Annotated in this window: 12 protein-coding genes, 4 tRNA genes and 1 pseudogene; 12 read left to right on the top strand and 5 right to left on the bottom strand. The window is 60.6% G+C overall.

From position 1 onward, the window contains the following. The first annotated feature begins 220 nt into the window (after positions 1 to 220). Together GE543_RS08110 and GE543_RS08105 are read left to right on the top strand one after the other, a co-directional pair. Positions 221 to 1,840: a GMC family oxidoreductase gene (locus tag GE543_RS08110; RefSeq protein ID WP_153221166.1), complete on the top strand. Its 1,620-nt coding sequence runs from the start codon at positions 221 to 223 to the stop codon at positions 1,838 to 1,840. Between the two features lie 80 nt (positions 1,841 to 1,920). Further along, positions 1,921 to 2,670: pseudogene (locus GE543_RS08105) on the top strand (SDR family oxidoreductase). Between the two features lie 23 nt (positions 2,671 to 2,693). On the opposite strand, the gene GE543_RS08100 reads toward GE543_RS08105, so the two are convergent. Genes GE543_RS08100 through GE543_RS08090 form a run of 3 tightly spaced genes read right to left on the bottom strand, consistent with a single transcriptional unit; the run spans position 2,694 to position 7,233 of the window. Continuing rightward, a complete protein-coding gene (locus tag GE543_RS08100) occupies positions 2,694 to 4,082 on the bottom strand; it encodes an efflux transporter outer membrane subunit (protein WP_153221165.1) in 1,389 nt (462 codons plus the stop codon). Between the two features lie 7 nt (positions 4,083 to 4,089). Continuing rightward, complete coding sequence (locus tag GE543_RS08095; RefSeq protein ID WP_153221164.1) at positions 4,090 to 6,060, bottom strand: MacB family efflux pump subunit; 1,971 nt, start codon at positions 6,058 to 6,060, stop codon at positions 4,090 to 4,092. After that, positions 6,061 to 7,233 (bottom strand): efflux RND transporter periplasmic adaptor subunit, encoded by a 1,173-nt coding sequence (locus tag GE543_RS08090; RefSeq protein ID WP_153221163.1) that lies wholly within the window; start codon positions 7,231 to 7,233, stop codon positions 6,061 to 6,063. 192 nt (positions 7,234 to 7,425) lie between these two features. Here GE543_RS08090 and GE543_RS08085 point away from each other — a divergent pair, with 192 nt between their 5' ends. Then, positions 7,426 to 9,759: an acylase gene (locus GE543_RS08085; protein WP_153221162.1), complete on the top strand. Its 2,334-nt coding sequence runs from the start codon at positions 7,426 to 7,428 to the stop codon at positions 9,757 to 9,759. A gap of 52 nt (positions 9,760 to 9,811) precedes the next feature. Here the strand turns inward: GE543_RS08085 and GE543_RS08080 are convergent, their stop codons facing one another. Next, the gene (locus GE543_RS08080) at positions 9,812 to 10,123 is read right to left on the bottom strand and encodes a hypothetical protein (protein ID WP_003409811.1); all 312 of its coding nucleotides are present in this window, start codon (positions 10,121 to 10,123) and stop codon (positions 9,812 to 9,814) included. A 221-nt stretch (positions 10,124 to 10,344) separates the two neighbouring features. Further along, a complete protein-coding gene (locus GE543_RS08075) occupies positions 10,345 to 11,541 on the bottom strand; it encodes an amino acid aminotransferase (RefSeq protein ID WP_103688154.1) in 1,197 nt (398 codons plus the stop codon). 401 nt (positions 11,542 to 11,942) lie between these two features. Here GE543_RS08075 and uvrB point away from each other — a divergent pair, with 401 nt between their 5' ends. From uvrB to GE543_RS08030, 9 genes are all read left to right on the top strand, one after another. After that, positions 11,943 to 13,958, top strand: coding sequence for an excinuclease ABC subunit UvrB (gene uvrB / locus GE543_RS08070; RefSeq protein ID WP_153221161.1), 2,016 nt, complete (start codon positions 11,943 to 11,945; stop codon positions 13,956 to 13,958). Between the two features lie 404 nt (positions 13,959 to 14,362). Continuing rightward, positions 14,363 to 15,844, top strand: a complete 1,482-nt coding sequence (gene gltX / locus GE543_RS08065; RefSeq protein WP_003433142.1) for a glutamate--tRNA ligase — start codon at positions 14,363 to 14,365, stop codon at positions 15,842 to 15,844. 148 nt (positions 15,845 to 15,992) lie between these two features. Further along, positions 15,993 to 16,068 (top strand) — tRNA-Ala (locus tag GE543_RS08060). 88 nt (positions 16,069 to 16,156) lie between these two features. Beyond that, positions 16,157 to 16,232, top strand: a tRNA-Glu gene (locus tag GE543_RS08055). Between the two features lie 51 nt (positions 16,233 to 16,283). After that, a tRNA-Ala gene (locus tag GE543_RS08050) sits at positions 16,284 to 16,359 on the top strand. Positions 16,360 to 16,405: 46 nt separating this feature from the next. Then, positions 16,406 to 16,481 (top strand) — tRNA-Glu (locus tag GE543_RS08045). Between the two features lie 525 nt (positions 16,482 to 17,006). Beyond that, positions 17,007 to 17,468, top strand: a complete 462-nt coding sequence (locus tag GE543_RS08040) for a thioesterase family protein (RefSeq protein ID WP_153221160.1) — start codon at positions 17,007 to 17,009, stop codon at positions 17,466 to 17,468. 29 nt (positions 17,469 to 17,497) lie between these two features. After that, positions 17,498 to 18,463, top strand: coding sequence for a tRNA-dihydrouridine synthase (locus tag GE543_RS08035; protein WP_046236860.1), 966 nt, complete (start codon positions 17,498 to 17,500; stop codon positions 18,461 to 18,463). A 129-nt stretch (positions 18,464 to 18,592) separates the two neighbouring features. After that, on the top strand, positions 18,593 to 19,036 hold the full coding sequence (locus GE543_RS08030; protein WP_003316521.1) for an Hsp20 family protein: 444 nt from the start codon (positions 18,593 to 18,595) through the stop codon (positions 19,034 to 19,036). The last annotated feature ends 36 nt before the right edge of the window (positions 19,037 to 19,072 follow it).

Raw genomic sequence — 19,072 nt, 5'->3', positions numbered from 1 at the left:
CTTATCAGTTGAAAGCGCCTTGTGGACATCCCTCACGCGCCTTGCAGGTAACGGTGATACGCCGTCTGAGCCCTAGAATCGATCCTGTCATTCAGTGACTGATTCATCTCAATGGCTGCTGCGCTGACGCATCGGTCACAGCCCACCGTTATTCATCTTTCGCGATTGGCTTCGGCAGCTTTGCGCCGTCAATTCATGGAAGTTTTACAAAGGCACTCTTATGGAAAGTTATACCGGCGCAACCGACACTGCAGACTTTGCACGTCGTGTTGAAGACAATCAGCGGCGACTGAAAGCCAGTCTGAACGGCGCTTACGATTACATCGTGTGTGGCTCCGGCACATCCGGGTCGGTCGTTGCGCGGCGTCTGGCAGAGAATCCCGACGTCAGTGTTCTGCTCCTGGAGGCAGGCGGCACCGATGATGTGCCCAGTGTTACCGATGCCAGTATCTGGTTCACCAACCTGGGCAGCGAGCGCGACTGGCAGTTTCAGGCACAACCCAACCCGCACCTCAATAACCGGGCCATTCCCTTGTCGATGGGCAAGGTGCTGGGCGGTGGATCCTCGATCAACGTGATGGTCTGGGCGCGCGGGCACAGCAGTGACTGGGACCACTTTGCCAGCGAATCAGGTGATCCGGCCTGGAATTATCAATCGACACTCGCCACCTATCGACGTATCGAGAACTGGCAGGGTACGCCAGACGCACTGCGCAGAGGCATGGGCGGTCTGGTCTTCGTGCAGCCTGCGCCTGATCCCAACCCGATTGCACCAGCCATGCTGGGAGCTGTGGCGGAGCTCGGAATGCCTGTTTTCGATGACCAGAACGGCGCGATTATGGAGGGCGCGGGTGGCGCGGCACTGGTCAATATGTGTCTGGAAAACGGTCGCCGCCGTTCGATTTTTCGCAGTTATGTGTACCCGTTGATGGCGCAGCCCAACCTGACGGTCCTGGCCCACGCCCATGTATTGCGCGTGTTGCTGGAAGGCAAGCGAGCGGTCGGGGTCGAGGTCATTCATGAAGGCAGGATCATGAGTTTCAGAGCACGAGAGGAAGTCGTGCTGTCACTGGGTGCCATCAACACACCCAAGGTGTTGATGCTGTCCGGAATCGGCGATGCGCAGCAACTGGTTCGGCATGGTATCGCTCCGCTAGAGAATCTGCCGGGTGTCGGCCAGAATTATCAGGACCACATCATGGTCTCGGGGTGCATCTGGGAATACGAGCAAGCTCATGCGGCGCGCAACAACGCCGGGGAATCGACGTTCTTCTGGAAGAGTGATCCGGCGCTCGATGTACCCGACATCCAGACCTTTCTCGCTGAAATGCCCATTGCCTCGTTTGAAGCGCAGGCGACGTTCAACCCTCCGGCCAGCGCATGGTCTTTGTTGCCGGGGCTGGTACGGCCCAAAAGCCGTGGCTCGATCACGTTGTCTGGCGGCGGGCACCGGGACGCACTGAGAATCGACAGCGGTGCGCTTGCCGAACCCGAAGATCTACAGGCGCTGGTGCGTGCAGTCGAATTTTGCCGAGAGATCGGCAACAGCTCGACCCTGCGCCCGTTTGTGCGCCGTGAGGTGATGCCCGGAAAGATGAACCGCAAGGATCTGGAGTCGTTCGTGCGCAACACCGCATCGACCGTCTGGCACCAGTCCGGTACGGCCAGAATGGGTATTGATGAGTTATCGGTGGTGGACGCGCAATTGCGCGTCTATGGCATCGACAACCTGAGGGTCGCGGACGCCTCGATCATGCCGCGAGTAACCACCGGCAACACCATGGCCCCGTGCGTGATCATCGGGGAACGCTTGGGCAGCCTGCTCACTGGCAAGTCCTGAATAATTTGATCCATGCCTTAGATCATGCAGCGAGTGCCCGGTGGGTACTCGCTGACTTTCACCTTTTCGAGAGCATCATCATGAGCAGGCTTCAAGGCAAAATTGCGATGATTACCGGCGGCAGCAGCGGCATAGGTCTTGCGACCGCCCAGCGTTTTGTGGAAGAGGGCGCCTATGTGTTTATCACGGGTAGACGTCAGCCCGAGCTGGACGAGGCCGTTGCACGTATAGGTCGTAACGTGACAGCCGTACAAGGCGATGTGTCCGGTCTTGACGATCTGGACCGACTCTACGCAGTTGTAAGGCGCGAGAAAGGCTGAATTGACGTGCTCTTTGCCAACGCCGGCATTATGGAAATGCAATCCATCGATGGCGTCGGTGCGGCGCACTACGACAAGGTTTTTGATACCGACGTCAAAGGCCTGTTGTTCAGCGTGCAAAAGGCACTGGTGTTGATGCACGACGGCGGCTCGATCATCTTGAATTCGTCCATTGCCGCCAGCAGGGGCGTTTCGGGCTGCAGCACTTACAGCGCTACAAAGGCAGCCATACGCTCGTTTGCCCGAACCTGGACAGCCGAGCTGCAAAGTCGAGGTATTCGCGTCAATACACTAAGCCCGGGCCCGATCGACACGCCGATCATGGGCCTGGAAGGGCTTGCGCAAGAGCACGTCGCTCAGATGAAAGCAGCGCTGATCAGAGGTATTCCACTGGGCCGTCTTGGCCGCCCTGAGGAAGTGGCCGCGGCCGCGCTGTTCCTTGCCTGCGACGACAGCAGTTTCATTGCGGGTATCGAGCTGTGTGTAGACGGTGGCAAAGCGCAAGTTTGAGGAATAGCGGGCCTGAAGCCCGCTCAGCGCACCTGCCAACCCCCACCCAGTGCCCTGTACAGCGCGATGCTCGCCTGCAGGCGATCCAGCCGCAGTTGCACGCTGACATCCTGCGCCAGGTACAGCGTGCGCTGGGTTTCCAGTACGGTGAGCAGGTCCTCGGCGCCTTCCTGGTAGCGGCTCTGGGCGATGCGGAAGGCGGTTTGCGCCTGTTTGAGTTCTTCTTCGTGCCAGTAGCGCTGTTGATCCAGGCCGCGAATGCTGTTCAGGGCTTTTTCCACGTCGGCGAAGCTGTTAATGATCGCGCCGCGATAGGTTTCCAGCAGCTCTTCCTGACGCGCTGTGGCTTTGTCGCGCTCGGCGGCCAGACGCCCGTTGTTGAAGATCGGTCCGACCAGCCCGGCAGCGAGGCTACTGAACGGTGCGCGCAGCCAGTCTTCGGCGCGGGTGTTTTCGGTGCCGAGCCTGGCGCTCAGGGTCAGTTTTGGCAGCATGGCGGCGCGGGCGACGGTGACATTGGCCTGTGCCGCTGTCAGGTCGGCCTCGGCCTTGGCCAGATCAGGGCGGCGGGTCAGCAGTTCGCTGGGCAGGCCGGGTCCGATGTCCGGCCAGTTCAGGGTGTCGAAGGGCTGATCCGCGAGGTGCAGATTCTGCACCGGCTGACCGAGCAAGGCCGCCAGGGTGATCAACTGCTCGTTGGCCAGTTGCTGAACGCGGGGCAGTTCACGCTGCTGGGTCGCAACCAGATTCTTCTGCTGCGCCAGCTCCAGAGCGGTAGCTGAACCCGATTCATAGCGCGTCTGTACCAGACGCAGCACGTCTTGTGCGTTGGTCAGGTTCAGTTCAGCAATCCGCCCTTGCTCGCGCGCCGCCAGGGTTTGCGCATAGCGATCGGCGACGTTGGCCAGCAAGGTCAGCTCCACGGTCGCCTGATCGAACTGGCTGGCGCGCAGGCCTTGTAGTGCGCTGTCGCGTCCCGCTGCGATGCCGCCCCAGAAATCCACTTCATAGCTGGCGGTCAGGTCGCTGGTGAAATTGTTGGTGTTGTTGTCGTCGGAAGGGTTGGCCTTGCGGTCGCTGTTGCGCAGGAACCGGTTGCGTTCGCCGCGCAGGTCAAAGGCCAGTTCCGGGAGCAAGGGCGCGCCGCCGATGATGGCGCTGGCCTGTGCCTGACGAACCCGCGCCATCGCCGCAGCGACTTCGTGGCTGTCGCGGCTGGCCTGTTCGATCAGGCGATTCAGCTGCGGACTGCCGAACTGCTGCCACCAACGCACATCGTTGCGCTGTGCGGCGGCGTTTTCGGTAAACGCCCAGCTTGCCGGTGGCTGGATGCCGCTTTTTGGCGGCGGAGCAGGCGTCTGGCAGGCGCTCAGCAACAGACAGGCAGTCAAAACGCAAAGGCTAGGCTTCATTGATCGATCATTCACTGGTGAGGGCCGCGACCGGGTCGAGGCGAGCAGCTTTGCGGGCCGGCATGAAGCCGAAGATCACGCCGGTGATCAGGGCGCAGGCAAACGCCCCGGCCACAGCCGGCAAGGTGAACGCCACCGCCACCTTGCTCAGCAGCAGCGCTGCGCCCATGCCCAGCGCCAGGACGATACCGGCCAGCCCGCCGACCACGGAAAGCATCATCGCCTCGGTGAGAAACTGCCGCAGGATGTCGCTCTGCCGAGCGCCGGTGGCCATGCGGATGCCGATTTCACGGGTGCGTTCGCGCACCGTCATCAGCATGATGTTCATCACGCCTATACCGCCGACCAGCAAGGAAATGGCGGCAATCGAGCCGAGCATCAGCGACAGGGTATTCTGGGTGCGTGCTTCGGCCTGGATCATCGCGGCGTTGTTGGTCAGCTCGTAATCCTGTTTGCCGTGATGCAGTTGTTGCAGCAGGTTGCGTATCGACTGTTCGGCCTGTTTGACGTTGTTGGCGTCGCGGGTGGCGATGGTGATGTACTCGGGGTCCTGCGTGCCGAACAGGCGGATGCTGGCCGACGAGTAGGGGACGGCGATGCGATTGTCGCTGTCCAGATCGCCCGACGTGGCGCCTTTTTCCTGCAGCACGCCCACCACCTGAAAAGGCACGTTTTCGATCAGGATGTACTGGCCGACAGGATCGGTCTGCTCGCCGAACAGTTTCTGGCGAACCTTGTAACCAATCACTGCCACGGCCGCTGCGTTCTGCTCATCCGCCTCGCTGAAATAACTGCCTTGCACCACCGGCCAGTTGAAGATTGCCGGAAAGTGCGTGTCATTACCGCCAACGTAACTGGAGTGATCGACGTTGCCGTAGCGCACCCCGGCCTGGCCGCCGTTGACCGGCATGATCATTTTCACCTCGGGCAGGTCGCCCAGCGCGGCGACTTCCTCCAGGGTGATGACGCCCTTGGGCGCGCGCGGATTGGGCGCCTTGCCGTTGAGGTAAATGATGTTGGAGCCGAACGAGGACATCTGCGCCATGACCTGACGCTTGCTGCCTTCGCCGACAGCCAGCATCACCACCACCGACGCTACGCCGATGACGATGCCCAGCAAGGTCAGCGCAGTTCGGAAGCGGTTGATCCACATGACGCGCCACGCCGCCTGAACCGCATCGAGCAGCTCGCCTTGCCAGGCGCTGTGACTGCCGCTGCCCTCGCTCAGGCGCTTGCGCAGGTCGACCGCTTGCAGCGCGCCCGGATTGTCTGCAGGCGGCGTGGACCGGTCAATGGCGGTATCGCTGATCACCAGGCCATCACTGATCTCGATGACCCGTTTGGCGCGCGCCGCCACTTCCCGGTCATGGGTGATGAGGATCACCACATGGCCCTGGCTGGCCAGTTCGTCGAGCAGGGTCATCACCTCCGCGCCACTGTGGCTGTCCAGCGCACCGGTTGGCTCGTCGGCGAGGATGATGTGTCCGCCATTCATCAAGGCGCGGGCGATGGAAACCCTTTGCTGCTGGCCGCCGGACAACTGATGCGGTCGATTGCCGGTGCGCGACGCCAGGCCCAGTCGGTCGAGCAGGGCGGCGGCCCGCGCGTGACGCTCTGCGGCGGGCGTCCCGGCATAGATCGCCGGCATCTCGACGTTTTCCTGCGCCGAGCCGGACGGAATCAGGTGATAGCCCTGAAACACGAACCCGAACGCTTCGCGGCGCAGCCAGGCAAGTTCGTCGCTGCCCAGCGCGGCGACGTTTTCTCCGGCGAACAGGTATTCGCCCGAGGTCGGACGGTCCAGACAACCGAGGATGTTCATCAGTGTCGACTTGCCGGACCCGGAAGCGCCGACAATCGCCACGAACTCACCGGCATGAATCGACAGATCGATGCCGCGCAGCACGTTGACCTGCGGGCTGTCGCCTCCACCGTAGGATTTGCGGATACCTCGCAGGTCGATCAGCGGCGTGCGCATTCAGCCCCCGCTGCCGACGGAGGCGGGCACCAGCAGGCGCTCACCTTCATCCAGGCCGTCGAGTACCTGCACGCGCAGGCGGTCGCTGATGCCGGTGCGCACCTGACGGTTCTGCACCTCGCCATTGGCAGATAACACCTGGGCGGTCTGCCGATCGGCCTGCGCCCCGTTTCGCAACGCCGCGAGTGGCGCGGTGAGGGTGTTCTCGGCTTTCTCGGCGACGAAGAATATCTGTGCGGTCATTTCTGCCATCAGCGCCTGATCGCTGTTATCCACGTCCAGCAGCACGGTGTACAGCACCACCCGGCCACCGCCGTTCTTGCGCGAACTGCTCGGGCTGCCACCGCCCTGATTGGCTTGATCCAGCGGCCTGGGCGGGACTGGCAGGATCTGCCGCACGGTGCTGCTCCAGCGCCGGGTGCCGCCGCTCAGGGTGGTGAAATAGGCGGTCATGCCAGGTTTGACATGGCCGATATCCGCTTCCGAGACCTCGGCCCAGACCGTCATCGGCGACAAGCGGGCGATGCGCAGAATCAGCGGCGTCTGTTGTTGCGCGTTCAGTGTCTGGCCTTCACGTGCGTCGAGGGCGACCACCGTGCCGCTCATGGGCGCGAAAATACGGGTGTAGCCCAGCGCCGCTTCGTCGCTGCGCAGGGCGGCCTGCGCTTCGAGAATCTGCGCCTTGAACATGTCGACCCGTGCCTGGGTGGCGCGAAATTCCGATTCCGCAGCCTGCACGTCCTCGGCCCGTGTGGCACCGCCTGCGGCGAGGCGCTTCTGGCGCTGCTGCTTCTGTTCGGCCAGTTCGTGCAGCGCACGCTGTTCCTGCAATTGCGCCTTGAGGTTATCGATGGCGTAGCGTGCGGCGTCGAGCTTGGCTTTTTGCGTCGAAGGGTCGATCTCGACCAACAGGTCGCCTTCCTTGACCTGGTCGCCGACCTGGGCGTGGATTTTCATGATCTGCCCGCTGGCCTGCGAGCCCACATCCACGTAACTGCGCGGCTGCAGGGTACCCAGCGCCGTGACGCTGTTTTCGATCGTGCCACGGGTCACCGTCACGGTCGCGGCGCTGCTTTTGCTGTCGGGCAGGATCTGCCAGGCGCATACGGCAATGACCGGGAACAGGCACAGCGCCACCAGAAGGGCGCGTCGAGGATGTCGAGAGCGTTTCATGCAGATTCCTGCGCTGGGAGATCAGTCGATCGGTGAACGACGGCCACGAGAGCTGCCCTTTAAACGAGGCATGCCGGCAGGAATTTAGCGTCGAACACGGGTTATCCGCTTCGGCTAAACATCAGCGTCCGTGCTTCGTTTAACGGGAGCGGCTAATTCGGGTCGTCTTGTCGAGTTGGAGTCAGCGTGATTATGTCCAGACCCCTGTGCGGTTTTCTGTTTGCAGGTCTTTCGTTCGCTGTGGTTCTGCCTGCGCAGGCCTTGGTTGAGCCTGGAAATCAGGCGGCCAGGGCCGAGATCCGGCGGACCGGTTTTGGCGTGCCGCATATCGTTGCCGCCAATGAGCGCGGTCTGGGCTACGGCATCGGTTATGCCTACGCGCAGGACAACCTGTGCCTGTTGGCGAATGAGGTGGTTACCGTAAACGGCCAGCGCTCGCGCTATTTCGGCCCGGACAAGGCGACCCTTGAGCAACGCAACAACATGGCCAGTGACCTGCTGTTCCAGTGGCTCAATACGCCGCAGGCACTGGCGGATTTCTGGAATGCGCAGCCGCTGGAGATTCGCCAGTTGATGCAGGGCTATGTCGCCGGTTACAACCGTTCGCTGGGCGAGCAGACCACCCAAGGCCTGCCGCAACCTTGTGCGGCCGAGTGGGTCCGGCCGATCAGCACTGATGATCTGGTGCGTTTGACCCGTCGCCTGCTGGTCGAGGGGGGCGTGGGGCAGTTCGCCGAAGCGCTGGCCGGTGCCACGCCGCCTGCGCTGCAGAAGCCACTGCAGGTAAATGCTGAGCAGGTTCAGGCGCTGCAACTGGCCGCAGCGCGTAATCAGCGTTTTGCCCTGGAGCGCGGCAGCAATGCCGTGGCAATAGGGCGCGAGCTGTCCGCCAACGGGCGCGGCATGCTGCTGGCCAATCCGCATTTTCCATGGGCTGGCGGCCTGCGTTTCTATCAAATGCACCTGACCATTCCCGGCAAACTCGACGTGATGGGCGCAGCGCTGCCGGGCCTGCCGCTGATCAATATCGGCTTCAATCAGCATCTGGCCTGGAGCCATACCGTCGACACGTCGAAACACTTCACGCTGCATCGCCTGCAGCTCGATCCGAAGGATTCGACCCGCTATATGCTGGATGGCCAATCGGTTGCCATGGGCAAGCAGCAGGTGAGTGTCGAGGTGAAGCAAGCGGATGGCAGCCTGAAGTCGGTGCCACGCATCGTCTATTCGTCAACGTTCGGTCCGGTGGTGCAGTGGCCGGGCAGGCTGGACTGGGACAATAAGTTTGCCTTCAGCCTGCGTGATGCCAACCTGCAAAATGATCGGGTGTTGCAGCAGTGGTACGCGATGGACAAGGCCGACAGCCTCAAGGCGTTTCAGGATTCGGTGCACAAGATTCAGGGCATTCCGTGGGTCAACACCCTGGCAGTCGATGCCAAGGGACAGGCGCTGTACATGAACCTCTCGGTGGTGCCGAACGTTGACACCGCCCGGCTCGCCCGATGCAGTGATCCGCGCATCGGCACGGAACTGATCGTGCTCGACGGCTCGCGTAGTGAATGCAACTGGGAGGTCTCCGCAGAGGCGGCACAAGCCGGTATCTATCCGTCCTCGCGCCAGCCGCAATTGCTGCGGACCGACTTCGTGCAGCACTCCAACGATTCGGCGTGGATGGTCAATCCCGCTGCGCCGTTGAAGGACTTTTCGCCGCTGATCAGCCAAGACGGCCAGCCGCTGGGACAGAGAGCGCGTTTTGCGCTGGATCGGCTGGAGAGACTGAAGAAGGCGGGCAAGATCAGCGTCGAGAACCTGCAAGCGATGGTCATGGACAACGAGGTCTATCAGGCCGGGCAAGTGCTGCCGGATCTGCTCAGGTTCTGTGCCTCGGAGCTGGGTGATGATACGGCGCGTCTGACGCCGCTGTGTACCGCGCTGAAAGCCTGGGATGGTCGCGCTGACCTGAGCAGTGGCATCGGCTTCGTGTACTTCCAGAGAATCGTGACGTCCATGCAGGCTGTTGCCTCGCGCTGGCGCGTTGAGTTCGACCCACGGGACCCGGTTCACACGCCGAGCGGGCTGGCGATTGAAAACCCTTCTGTTGCCACCGCACTGCGCGCGGCCATGCTCGCAGCGGTCGATGAAGTGGCCAAGGCAGGCCTCTCGGCAGGCAGTAAATGGGGCGACATTCAGGTCTCCAGCATCAGCGGCAAGCAGATCCCGATTCATGGCGGGCCGGCCGGGCTGGGCGTGTACAACGCCATGCAGACAATCGCCGGCAAGGACGGCAAGCGTGAGGTGGTCAGTGGCACCAGCTACCTGCAGGTGGTGTCGTTCGACGAGCAGGGCCCCAGGGCGCAGGGTCTACTGGCGTTCTCGGAGTCGAGCAATCCACAGTCAGCCCATTCAAGCGACCAGACTGAGGCGTTTTCAAAAAAGCAGTGGCAAGCGTTGCCGTTCACTGAACAACAGATCAAGGCTGATCCAGCGTATGAGGTGCAGGTGATAAGCGAGGAGGCCAATCGCTGAAAGAGGCAAGAAAAGCGTTTGGGCCATGCGGCCCAAATGCGCTTGCCGGGAATCAGCCGCCGGGTGTATCGATGTCAGCGTCAACGCCAGTGGTTGGCTGATGATTGCGTAGATCCTCGGTTTTTTCTTCCGGCTCATGGTCAGGCACGTAGGCGCTGTCACCGGTTGACTGGCTCTGCGACTGAGTCTGTGACTGACTGGGGGAAGGCGTCTGGCCCTGGCTCTGGCCATTGCCCTTTTCAGTCTCGGGTTTTACGTCCCCGACCTGCGGCTCGATTGCCGGATCGTTGCGGTCCGGGCCCGGGCTGGCAGGTGCGTCCTGATTTGGCGTCGTTGCTTTCTGACGTTGCGGTTCGATAGACATGAGTACCTCGATATCGGTTTCAGAAAATGTTCTGACACAGTTTCGAGGGGGCACAATTAGGATCGTTCGATTCAGTTGCCGAATGGTGATGCAGGTGGAGTGCTGCATGTGGGGCGGTTGGATAAGCGCTGTTCGCGAAGGGCCGGTGCGTTGCATGAGATGCATCGACCGGAATACAGCCTTCGCGAACAGGTTCGCTCCTAAAGATAGGCGCAGTGCAATCAGAGCACTTTTTTGATCGCGTCACACACTGCGTCAATGTTCTTCTGATTCAGCGCGGCCACGCAGATACGCCCGGTGTCCAGCGCGTAGATGCCGAACTCGCTGCGCAGGCGCTGGGCCTGTTCGGCGGTCAGACCGGAGTAGGAGAACATGCCGCACTGGCGCGCGACAAAGCTGAAGTCCTGACCGGCCGGGTTATCAGCCAGACGCTCGACCATCGCCTTGCGCATGCCCTGAATGCGCAGACGCATTTCGCCCAGTTCCTCTTCCCACATTGCACGCAACGTCGGGTCGTTAAGCACCGCTGCGGAGATGATCGCACCGTGGGTCGGCGGGTTGGAGTAGTTGGTGCGGATCACGCGTTTGACCTGGGACAGGACGCGAGTGGTTTCTTCCTTCGATTCGGTAATGATCGACAGCGCGCCCACGCGTTCGCCATACAGCGACAGCGATTTGGAGAACGAGCTCGAGGCGAAGAAGGTCAGGCCCGACTCGGCGAACAGGCGCACTGCCAGCGCATCTTCCTGAATGCCCTGACCGAAGCCTTGGTAGGCCATGTCCAGAAACGGTACGTGGCCCTTGGCCTTGACCACTTCCAGCACTTTTTTCCAGTCATCCAGGCTCAGGTCGACCCCGGTCGGGTTGTGGCAGCAAGCGTGCAGCACGACCACCGAGTTGTTCGGCAGATTGTGCAGGTCTTCGAGCATGCCGGCACGGTTCACGTCGTGAGTGGCAGCGTCGTAGTAGCGATAGTTCTGCACCGCAAAGCCTGCGGTTTCGAACAGCGCACGATGGTTTTCCCAGCTTGGGTCGCTGATGGCGACGACGGCATCGGGCAGCAATTGCTTGAGGAAGTCGGCACCGATCTTCAGTGCGCCGGTGCCGCCGACCGATTGGGTGGTCAGCACGCGGCCCGAGGCGATCAGCGGCGAATCGGCGCCCAGCAACAGTTTTTGCACGGCCTGGTCATAGGCGGCGATACCGTCGATCGGCAGGTAGCCACGTGGGGCATGCTGGGCCACGCGGACCTTCTCGGCTTCGGCCACGGCGCGCAGCAGGGGAATGCGCCCGTCTTCATCACAGTAGACGCCTACGCCAAGGTTGACCTTGGTGCTGCGGGTGTCGGCGTTGAAGGCTTCGTTGATACCCAGGATCGGATCGCGGGGTGCCATTTCGACAGCGGAAAACAGGCTCATGGTGCGGCGGCTCTTGGTGAAGAGTGGGAAAGGGACACGCTGAGGCTCGATGCGCCAAAGCGGTGCGCAAACAGAGCGTAGTATAGAGAGCATCCCCTCGGTGATCGACAGTGCAGGGCGGGTTTTTTACAGGTTTTTGCGCATATTTGTAGAACGTTCGTTCGGTTAAAACCTCAATGCTTTAAGTGGGTGGCTTGAAAGGCTGATATATGACTCCATCTATTAGCCATCACTTCAAAACATCGCACGCCTGCTTCCCGGCGGGAACGGCTGTTTGCGATGATTTCGTCATTGCGCGCCGTCATGCGCCGACGAATATTTCCAGTTGTGCCGTCGAGGCGGTCAGGTCGCGGAAAGATTCACGCGAACCCGTCAGACGCGCACCATTCAAGAGGTCAATTATGTCCGAGTTCCAGCTCTTTACCCGCTTTGAGCCAGCCGGCGATCAGCCCGAGGCCATTCGCCAACTGGTCGAAGGGATCGACGCCGGGCTCGCGCACCAGACCTTGCTCGGGGTGACCGGCTCGGGCAAGACGTTCAGCATCGCCAACGTGATTTCCCAGATCAAGCGCCCGACGCTGGTGCTGGCGCCGAACAAGACCCTGGCCGCGCAGTTGTATGGCGAATTCAAGGCGTTTTTCCCGAACAACGCCGTGGAATACTTCGTCTCCTACTACGACTACTACCAGCCTGAAGCCTATGTGCCGTCGTCCGACACCTTCATCGAGAAGGATGCGTCGATCAACGACCACATCGAGCAGATGCGTCTGTCGGCGACCAAGGCGTTGCTGGAGCGCAAGGATGCGATCATCGTCACCACGGTGTCGTGCATCTACGGTCTGGGCAGTCCGGAAACCTATCTGCGCATGGTCATGCACATCGACCGCGGTGACAAACTCGATCAGCGTGCCTTGCTGCGCCGTCTGGCGGACCTGCAATACACACGCAACGACATGGACTTTGCCCGTGCGACCTTCCGGGTGCGCGGTGATGTGATCGACATCTACCCGGCCGAATCCGATCTGGAAGCGATTCGGGTCGAGCTGTTCGATGACGAGGTCGAGAGCCTGTCGGCGTTCGATCCGCTGACCGGCGAGGTGATTCGCAAGCTGCCGCGCTTCACTTTCTACCCGAAAAGCCACTACGTCACCCCGCGCGAGACGCTGATCGAAGCGATGGAAAACATCAAGGTCGAGCTGCAGGAGCGTCTCGAATACCTGCGCAGCCAGAACAAACTGGTGGAAGCCCAGCGTCTTGAGCAGCGCACTCGTTTCGACCTGGAAATGATGCTGGAGCTGGGCTACTGCAACGGTATCGAAAACTACTCGCGCTACCTGTCGGGCCGTCCGTCCGGTGCGCCGCCGCCGACCCTGTTCGACTACCTGCCCCCGGATGCCTTGCTGGTGATCGACGAATCCCACGTCAGCGTGCCGCAGGTCGGCGCGATGTACAAAGGTGACCGTTCGCGCAAGGAAACACTCGTCGAGTACGGCTTCCGCCTGCCGTCGGCACTGGATAACCGGCCGATGCGCTTCGACGAGTGGGAGGCGATCAGCCCGCAGACCATTTTCGTCTCGGCGACTCCGGGTAACTACGAGGCTGAGCATGCCGGGCGTATCGTCGAGCAGGTGGTGCGTCCGACCGGCCTTGTGGACCCGCAGATCGAGATTCGTCCGGCGCTGACCCAGGTCGACGATCTGTTGTCGGAAATTCACAAGCGTGCTGCACTTGAAGAGCGGGTGCTGGTCACCACGCTGACCAAGCGCATGTCCGAGGATTTGACCGACTACCTGAGCGACCACGGGGTGCGCGTACGTTACCTGCACTCGGACATCGATACGGTGGAACGCGTCGAAATCATCCGCGACCTGCGCCTGGGGACATTCGATGTGCTGGTGGGCATCAACCTGCTGCGTGAAGGTCTGGACATGCCTGAAGTGTCACTGGTGGCGATTCTCGATGCCGACAAGGAAGGCTTCCTGCGCTCCGACCGTTCGCTGATCCAGACCATTGGCCGGGCGGCACGTAACCTCAACGGCCGGGCGATTCTGTATGCCGACCGGATTACCGGCTCGATGGAGCGCGCCATCGGCGAGACCGAGCGACGTCGCGAGAAGCAGATCGCCTTCAACCTGGAACATGGCATTACGCCCAAAGGCGTATTCAAGGACGTCGCCGACATCATGGAAGGCGCCACCGTGCCCGGCTCGCGCAGCAAGAAGCGCAAAGGCATGGCCAAAGCCGCCGAAGAAAACGCCCGCTACGAAAACGAACTGCGCTCGCCGAGCGAGATCAACAAACGCATTCGCCAACTGGAAGAAAAAATGTACCAACTGGCCCGCGACCTGGAATTCGAGGCCGCCGCACAAATGCGCGACGAAATCGGCAAACTGCGCGAGCGGTTGCTGGCGGTTTGATTGGCTAGCCGACGCTGCGTCAATCCGCGCTGACCTGCATGCCAATGCTCCGCGTTGGCATGCCGTTGTCAAATCTCAATCCACCTGACAGAACTGCCGTGTGACGCGGAGCGTCACGAACTGCATTCCCACGCGGAGCGTGAGGAACGATAGTCATCAGGCTCCGGGCCGGACCTCACCCAACCCCAATCCACCTGATGTCGCAGAACCGCCGTGTGACGCAGAGCGTCACGAACTGCATGCCAACGCGGAGCATTGGCACGATAATCAGCTGAATTTGTTTACAGCTCCGGGCGCGGAGCATGCGGAACGAGAGGCGTCCGGGCAATTGCCTTTCTTGCTGGAGCCCCATGCCCCCGGCCTGTTAACATTCCGCGCTTGATCGACCTAATTCGGGATTTTCCATGACCACCGTTCGTACCCGCATCGCGCCATCGCCCACAGGCGACCCCCACGTCGGCACGGCCTACATCGCGCTGTTCAACTACTGCTTTGCCAAACAGCATGGCGGCGAGTTCATCCTGCGCATTGAAGACACCGATCAACTGCGCTCTACCCGCGAGTCCGAACAGCAGATCTTCGACGCACTGCGCTGGCTGGGCATCGACTGGAGCGAAGGCCCCGACGTCGGTGGTCCTCACGGCCCCTACCGCCAAAGCGAGCGCGGCGACATCTACAAGAAATACGCGCAGCAACTGGTCGACATGGGCCATGCCTTCCCGTGCTTCTGCACTGCCGAAGAACTGGACCAGATGCGCGCCGAACAGCAGGCCAAGGGCGAAACCCCGCGTTATGACGGTCGCGCCTTGTTGCTCTCCAAGGAAGAAGTCCAGCGCCGCCTGGACGCTGGGGAGCCACACGTGATCCGCATGAAAGTGCCGACCGAAGGCGTCTGCGTGGTACCCGACATGCTGCGTGGCGAAGTCGAAATCCCGTGGGACCGCATGGACATGCAGGTCCTGATGAAGACCGACGGCCTGCCGACCTACTTCCTCGCCAACGTCGTCGATGACCACCTGATGGGCATCACCCACGTATTGCGCGGCGAAGAATGGCTGCCATCGGCACCCAAGCTGATCCTGCTGTACGAATACTTCGGCTGGGACAAGCCGCAACTGTGCTACATGCCGCTGCTGCGTAACCCCGACAAGAGCAAGTTGTCCAAGCGCAAGAACCCCACCTCGGTGACTTTCTACGAGCGCATGGGCTTCATGCCCGAGGCGATGCTCAACTACCTGGGGCGCATGGGCTGGTCGATGCCTGACGAGCGCGAGAAGTTCTCCCTGCAGGAGATGGTCGACAACTTCGACCTGTCGCGTGTTTCGCTGGGCGGGCCGATCTTCGATATCGAGAAGCTGTCCTGGCTCAATGGCCAATGGCTGCGTGATCTGCCGGTCGAGGAGTTTGCCTCGCGTCTGAAGACCTGGGCGCTGAATCCTGACTACATGATGAAGATCGCACCGCATGTGCAGGGCAGGGTAGAGACCTTCAGTCAGGTTGCACCGCTGGCCGGCTTCTTCTTCGCAGGTGGCGTCACGCCTGATGTGAAGCTGTTCGAACACAAGAAGCTGTCCCCGGAGCAGGTTCGTCAGGTGATCCAGTTGATCCTGTGGAAGCTGGAATCGCTGCGTCAGTGGGAGAAGGACCGCATCATGGGTTGTATCCAGGCGGTGGTTGAACATCTCGAACTCAAGCTGCGTGATGCCATGCCACTGATGTTCGCTGCGATCACCGGTCAGGCCAACTCGGTGTCGGTGACCGATGCGATGGAAATCCTCGGTCCTGACCTGACCCGCTTCCGGCTTCGTCAGGCACTCGATTTGCTGGGCGGCGTTTCCAAGAAAGAAAACAAGGAATGGGAAAAGCTTCTGGGCTCTATCGCCTGAGGCGTTACCTGTTCCTGTGAATTGCCCCCGGTTTTCCGGGGGTTGAATGGTAAGTGGTTGTATTACCGACAAAAAATTTTTCAGATTGTAGAAAATAAATTTGACAGTCCTGTCACTCACGCTTAATATGCGCCCCGTCCACTGATGTGGGGCTTTAGCTCAGCTGGGAGAGCGCCTGCATGGCATGCAGGAGGTCAGCGGTTCGATCCCGCTAAGCTCCACCAAATTTAGCGTTTCAGAGTGCTGCTACACTGCGCTGAAATGATGTGAAACAAGCGGATCCAGCGACCGTTTTTTTTGCGAGAAGGTTTTGTCCCCTTCGTCTAGTGGCCTAGGACACCGCCCTTTCACGGCGGTAACAGGGGTTCGAGTCCCCTAGGGGACGCCAGTTTCACCGAGTGATGCCGGAAGGTTGATCTCCGCCGAGAGGCGTAAATCCGGGGCTTTAGCTCAGCTGGGAGAGCGCCTGCATGGCATGCAGGAGGTCAGCGGTTCGATCCCGCTAAGCTCCACCAATTTTGCCAGGGTTCATCGTTCGATGAACCTGACTGAAGGTTTTGCGTCCCCTTCGTCTAGTGGCCTAGGACACCGCCCTTTCACGGCGGTAACAGGGGTTCGAGTCCCCTAGGGGACGCCACGATTTCCCGCTCTGCGGGACCAAGGGTCATTCGATTATTGAATGGCCCTTTTGTTTTTTCAGGGTTTGAAAACCCCTCCTTTCTGTTTTTATCTATTGCCACACTCAACTGTAACCGACTCTCGTGCCGATACTGCGTTGGCATGCCGTTCAGGACACTCCGCGTCCTCTATGCGTTCGCAACGCAGTGCGCCGCGAACTGCATCCTCGCGCTGCAGCCCTCTTGGTTATACACAAGTCTTGTGGGAGCGAGCTTGCTCGCGAAGAGGCCGGTATAGCCCCCAGGAAATAGGGGTTGGATGCATCGTCTTCGTGAGCAAGCTCACTCCCACAGGTCTGTGACCAGTCTGCACGTACGGTTCCAGGCCTTTTATCCGGGCTTATCCAGACTTGTGTATGACTCTGAGCGCTGTAGCGTGAAGAGCAAAAGGCGTTCGGAGGGGCGCTTTTCATGCCAACGCGTGTGAACGCGCGCCATGACCCGCTACACTCCCGCCAATCACATCCACTCAAGCAGGAGCACGCATGGTCTGGGACCGGGCAATGCCGTTTGTCATCGATCTGAATGTCGCCGCCGAAGACATCGACGGGCTGGGGCACGCCAATAACGCTGTCTATGTGTCCTGGCTGGAACGCTGTGCCTGGCGTCATTCGCAGTTCCTCGGGCTGGACCTCACCGAATACCGACGTCTGGACCGTGCGATGGCGGTGGTCAGGCATGAGGTCGACTACCTGGCCAGCGCCTACGAGAACGACGAACTGCAACTGGCGACCTGGATCGTCGACTGGGACCGCCGCCTGAAAATGACACGCTGTTTTCAGCTCAAGCGTCCTGCCGATAACCTGACCTTGCTGCGCGCGCAAACCACCTTCGTCTGCATCGAACTGTCCACTGGTAAGCCCAAGCGTATGCCTGCCGAGTTCATTGAGGGCTACGGCGCAGCCATCGCTGACAACGCCGTTCCCAATCCGTACGTCGGGCAGTAAACTGCCGGACTTTTTTTCGAGTGTGACCCATGCAAATTGCTCTGGCGCCCATGGAGGGGTTGGTCGACGACATCCTGCGTAATGTGCTGACGAAAGTCGGCGGCATCGACTGGTGCGTGACCGAATTCATCCGGGTGTCCGAGCGCTTGATGCCGGCGCACTACTTCTACAAGTACGCATCGGAGTTTCACCAAGGCGCGAAAACTGACGCAGGCACGCCGTTACGCCTTCAATTGCTGGGCTCTGACCCCGTGTGCCTGGCCGAGAACGCCGCGTTCGCCTGCGAGTTGGGCGCCCCCGTGCTGGACCTCAACTTCGGCTGCCCGGCCAAGACCGTCAACCGCTCGCGGGGCGGCGCGATCCTGCTCAAGGAGCCGGAATTGCTGCATTCGATCGTCAGCCAGGTACGCCGTGCCGTGCCCCAACATATTCCTGTCACCGCCAAGATGCGCCTGGGTTACGAAAACACCGATGGCGCGCTGGATTGCGCGCGGGCATTGGCTGACGGGGGGGCAGAGCAAATCGTCGTTCACGCCCGCACCAAGGTCGACGGCTACAAGCCGCCGGCGCACTGGGAGTGGATTGCGCGCATTCAGGAAGTGGTCAAGGTCCCGGTGGTTGCCAACGGGGAAATCTGGACCGTTGAGGATTGGCGCCGTTGCCGCGAAATCTGTGGCGCGCGGGACATCATGATCGGTCGCGGGCTGGTGGCGCGTCCCGATCTGGCCCGGCAGATCGCTGCGGCGCAGAAGGGCGAAGAGGTCGTGCCAATGACCTGGGACGAGCTGCAGCCGATGCTGCGGGTCTTCTGGCAGGACTGTCTGGCGAAGATGACGCTGATTCAGGCGCCGGGCCGGCTCAAGCAGTGGCTGGTGCTGCTGACTAAGAGTTATCCCGAGGCGACCCTGATGTTCAATACGTTGCGCCGCGAGACCGACTGCGATCGCATCAGCGTATTGCTGGGCTGCGCGCCCGGTTGCTTACCTAGAAGCTGATCCCGACGAACGGTCAAAAAAATCCTGAAAAAAGTCTCTTGAAAAGCGAAAGGCTGTCCCTATTTTGGTGATCAAGCGATGCCGAACACGGGTCGCGTAAACCACTCGCTGATAAACAGGAGAATTGTTATGGCTACTGCATTTTCTCTGGCTCCACTGTTTCGCAACTCAGTGGGATTCGACCGCTTCAACGACCTCTTCGAGTCGGCGGCACGAAATGAGACAACCAGCGGCTACCCGCCCTACAACGTCGAGCGGCACACCGATGACCATTATCGAATCGTGATTGCTGCAGCAGGCATGCAAGAGCAGGATCTCGAGTTGCAGGTTGAAAAAGGCGTGCTGACCGTGATCGGCAACAAGCGCGAGCAAGAAGCCGAAAACGTGACGTATCTGCATCAGGGTATTGCCCGGCGTGAATTCAAGCTGTCATTCAGGCTGGCGGACAATATCGAAGTCAAAGGGGCCGATCTGTCTCACGGCCTGCTGAATATCGACCTGGTGCGCAACGTGCCGGAAGAAGCGAAACCAAAGCGTATTCCGCTCAATAGCCAGAAAGCGCTGGAAAACTGATCCGTCAGGTGAGGTTGAGTCAGCGGTATGTAACAG

Source organism: Pseudomonas sp. SZ57 (assembly GCF_009495975.1).
Taxonomy (GTDB): Bacteria; Pseudomonadota; Gammaproteobacteria; order Pseudomonadales; family Pseudomonadaceae; genus Aquipseudomonas; species Aquipseudomonas syringae.
This window is presented reverse-complemented; position numbering and strand designations above follow the sequence as displayed.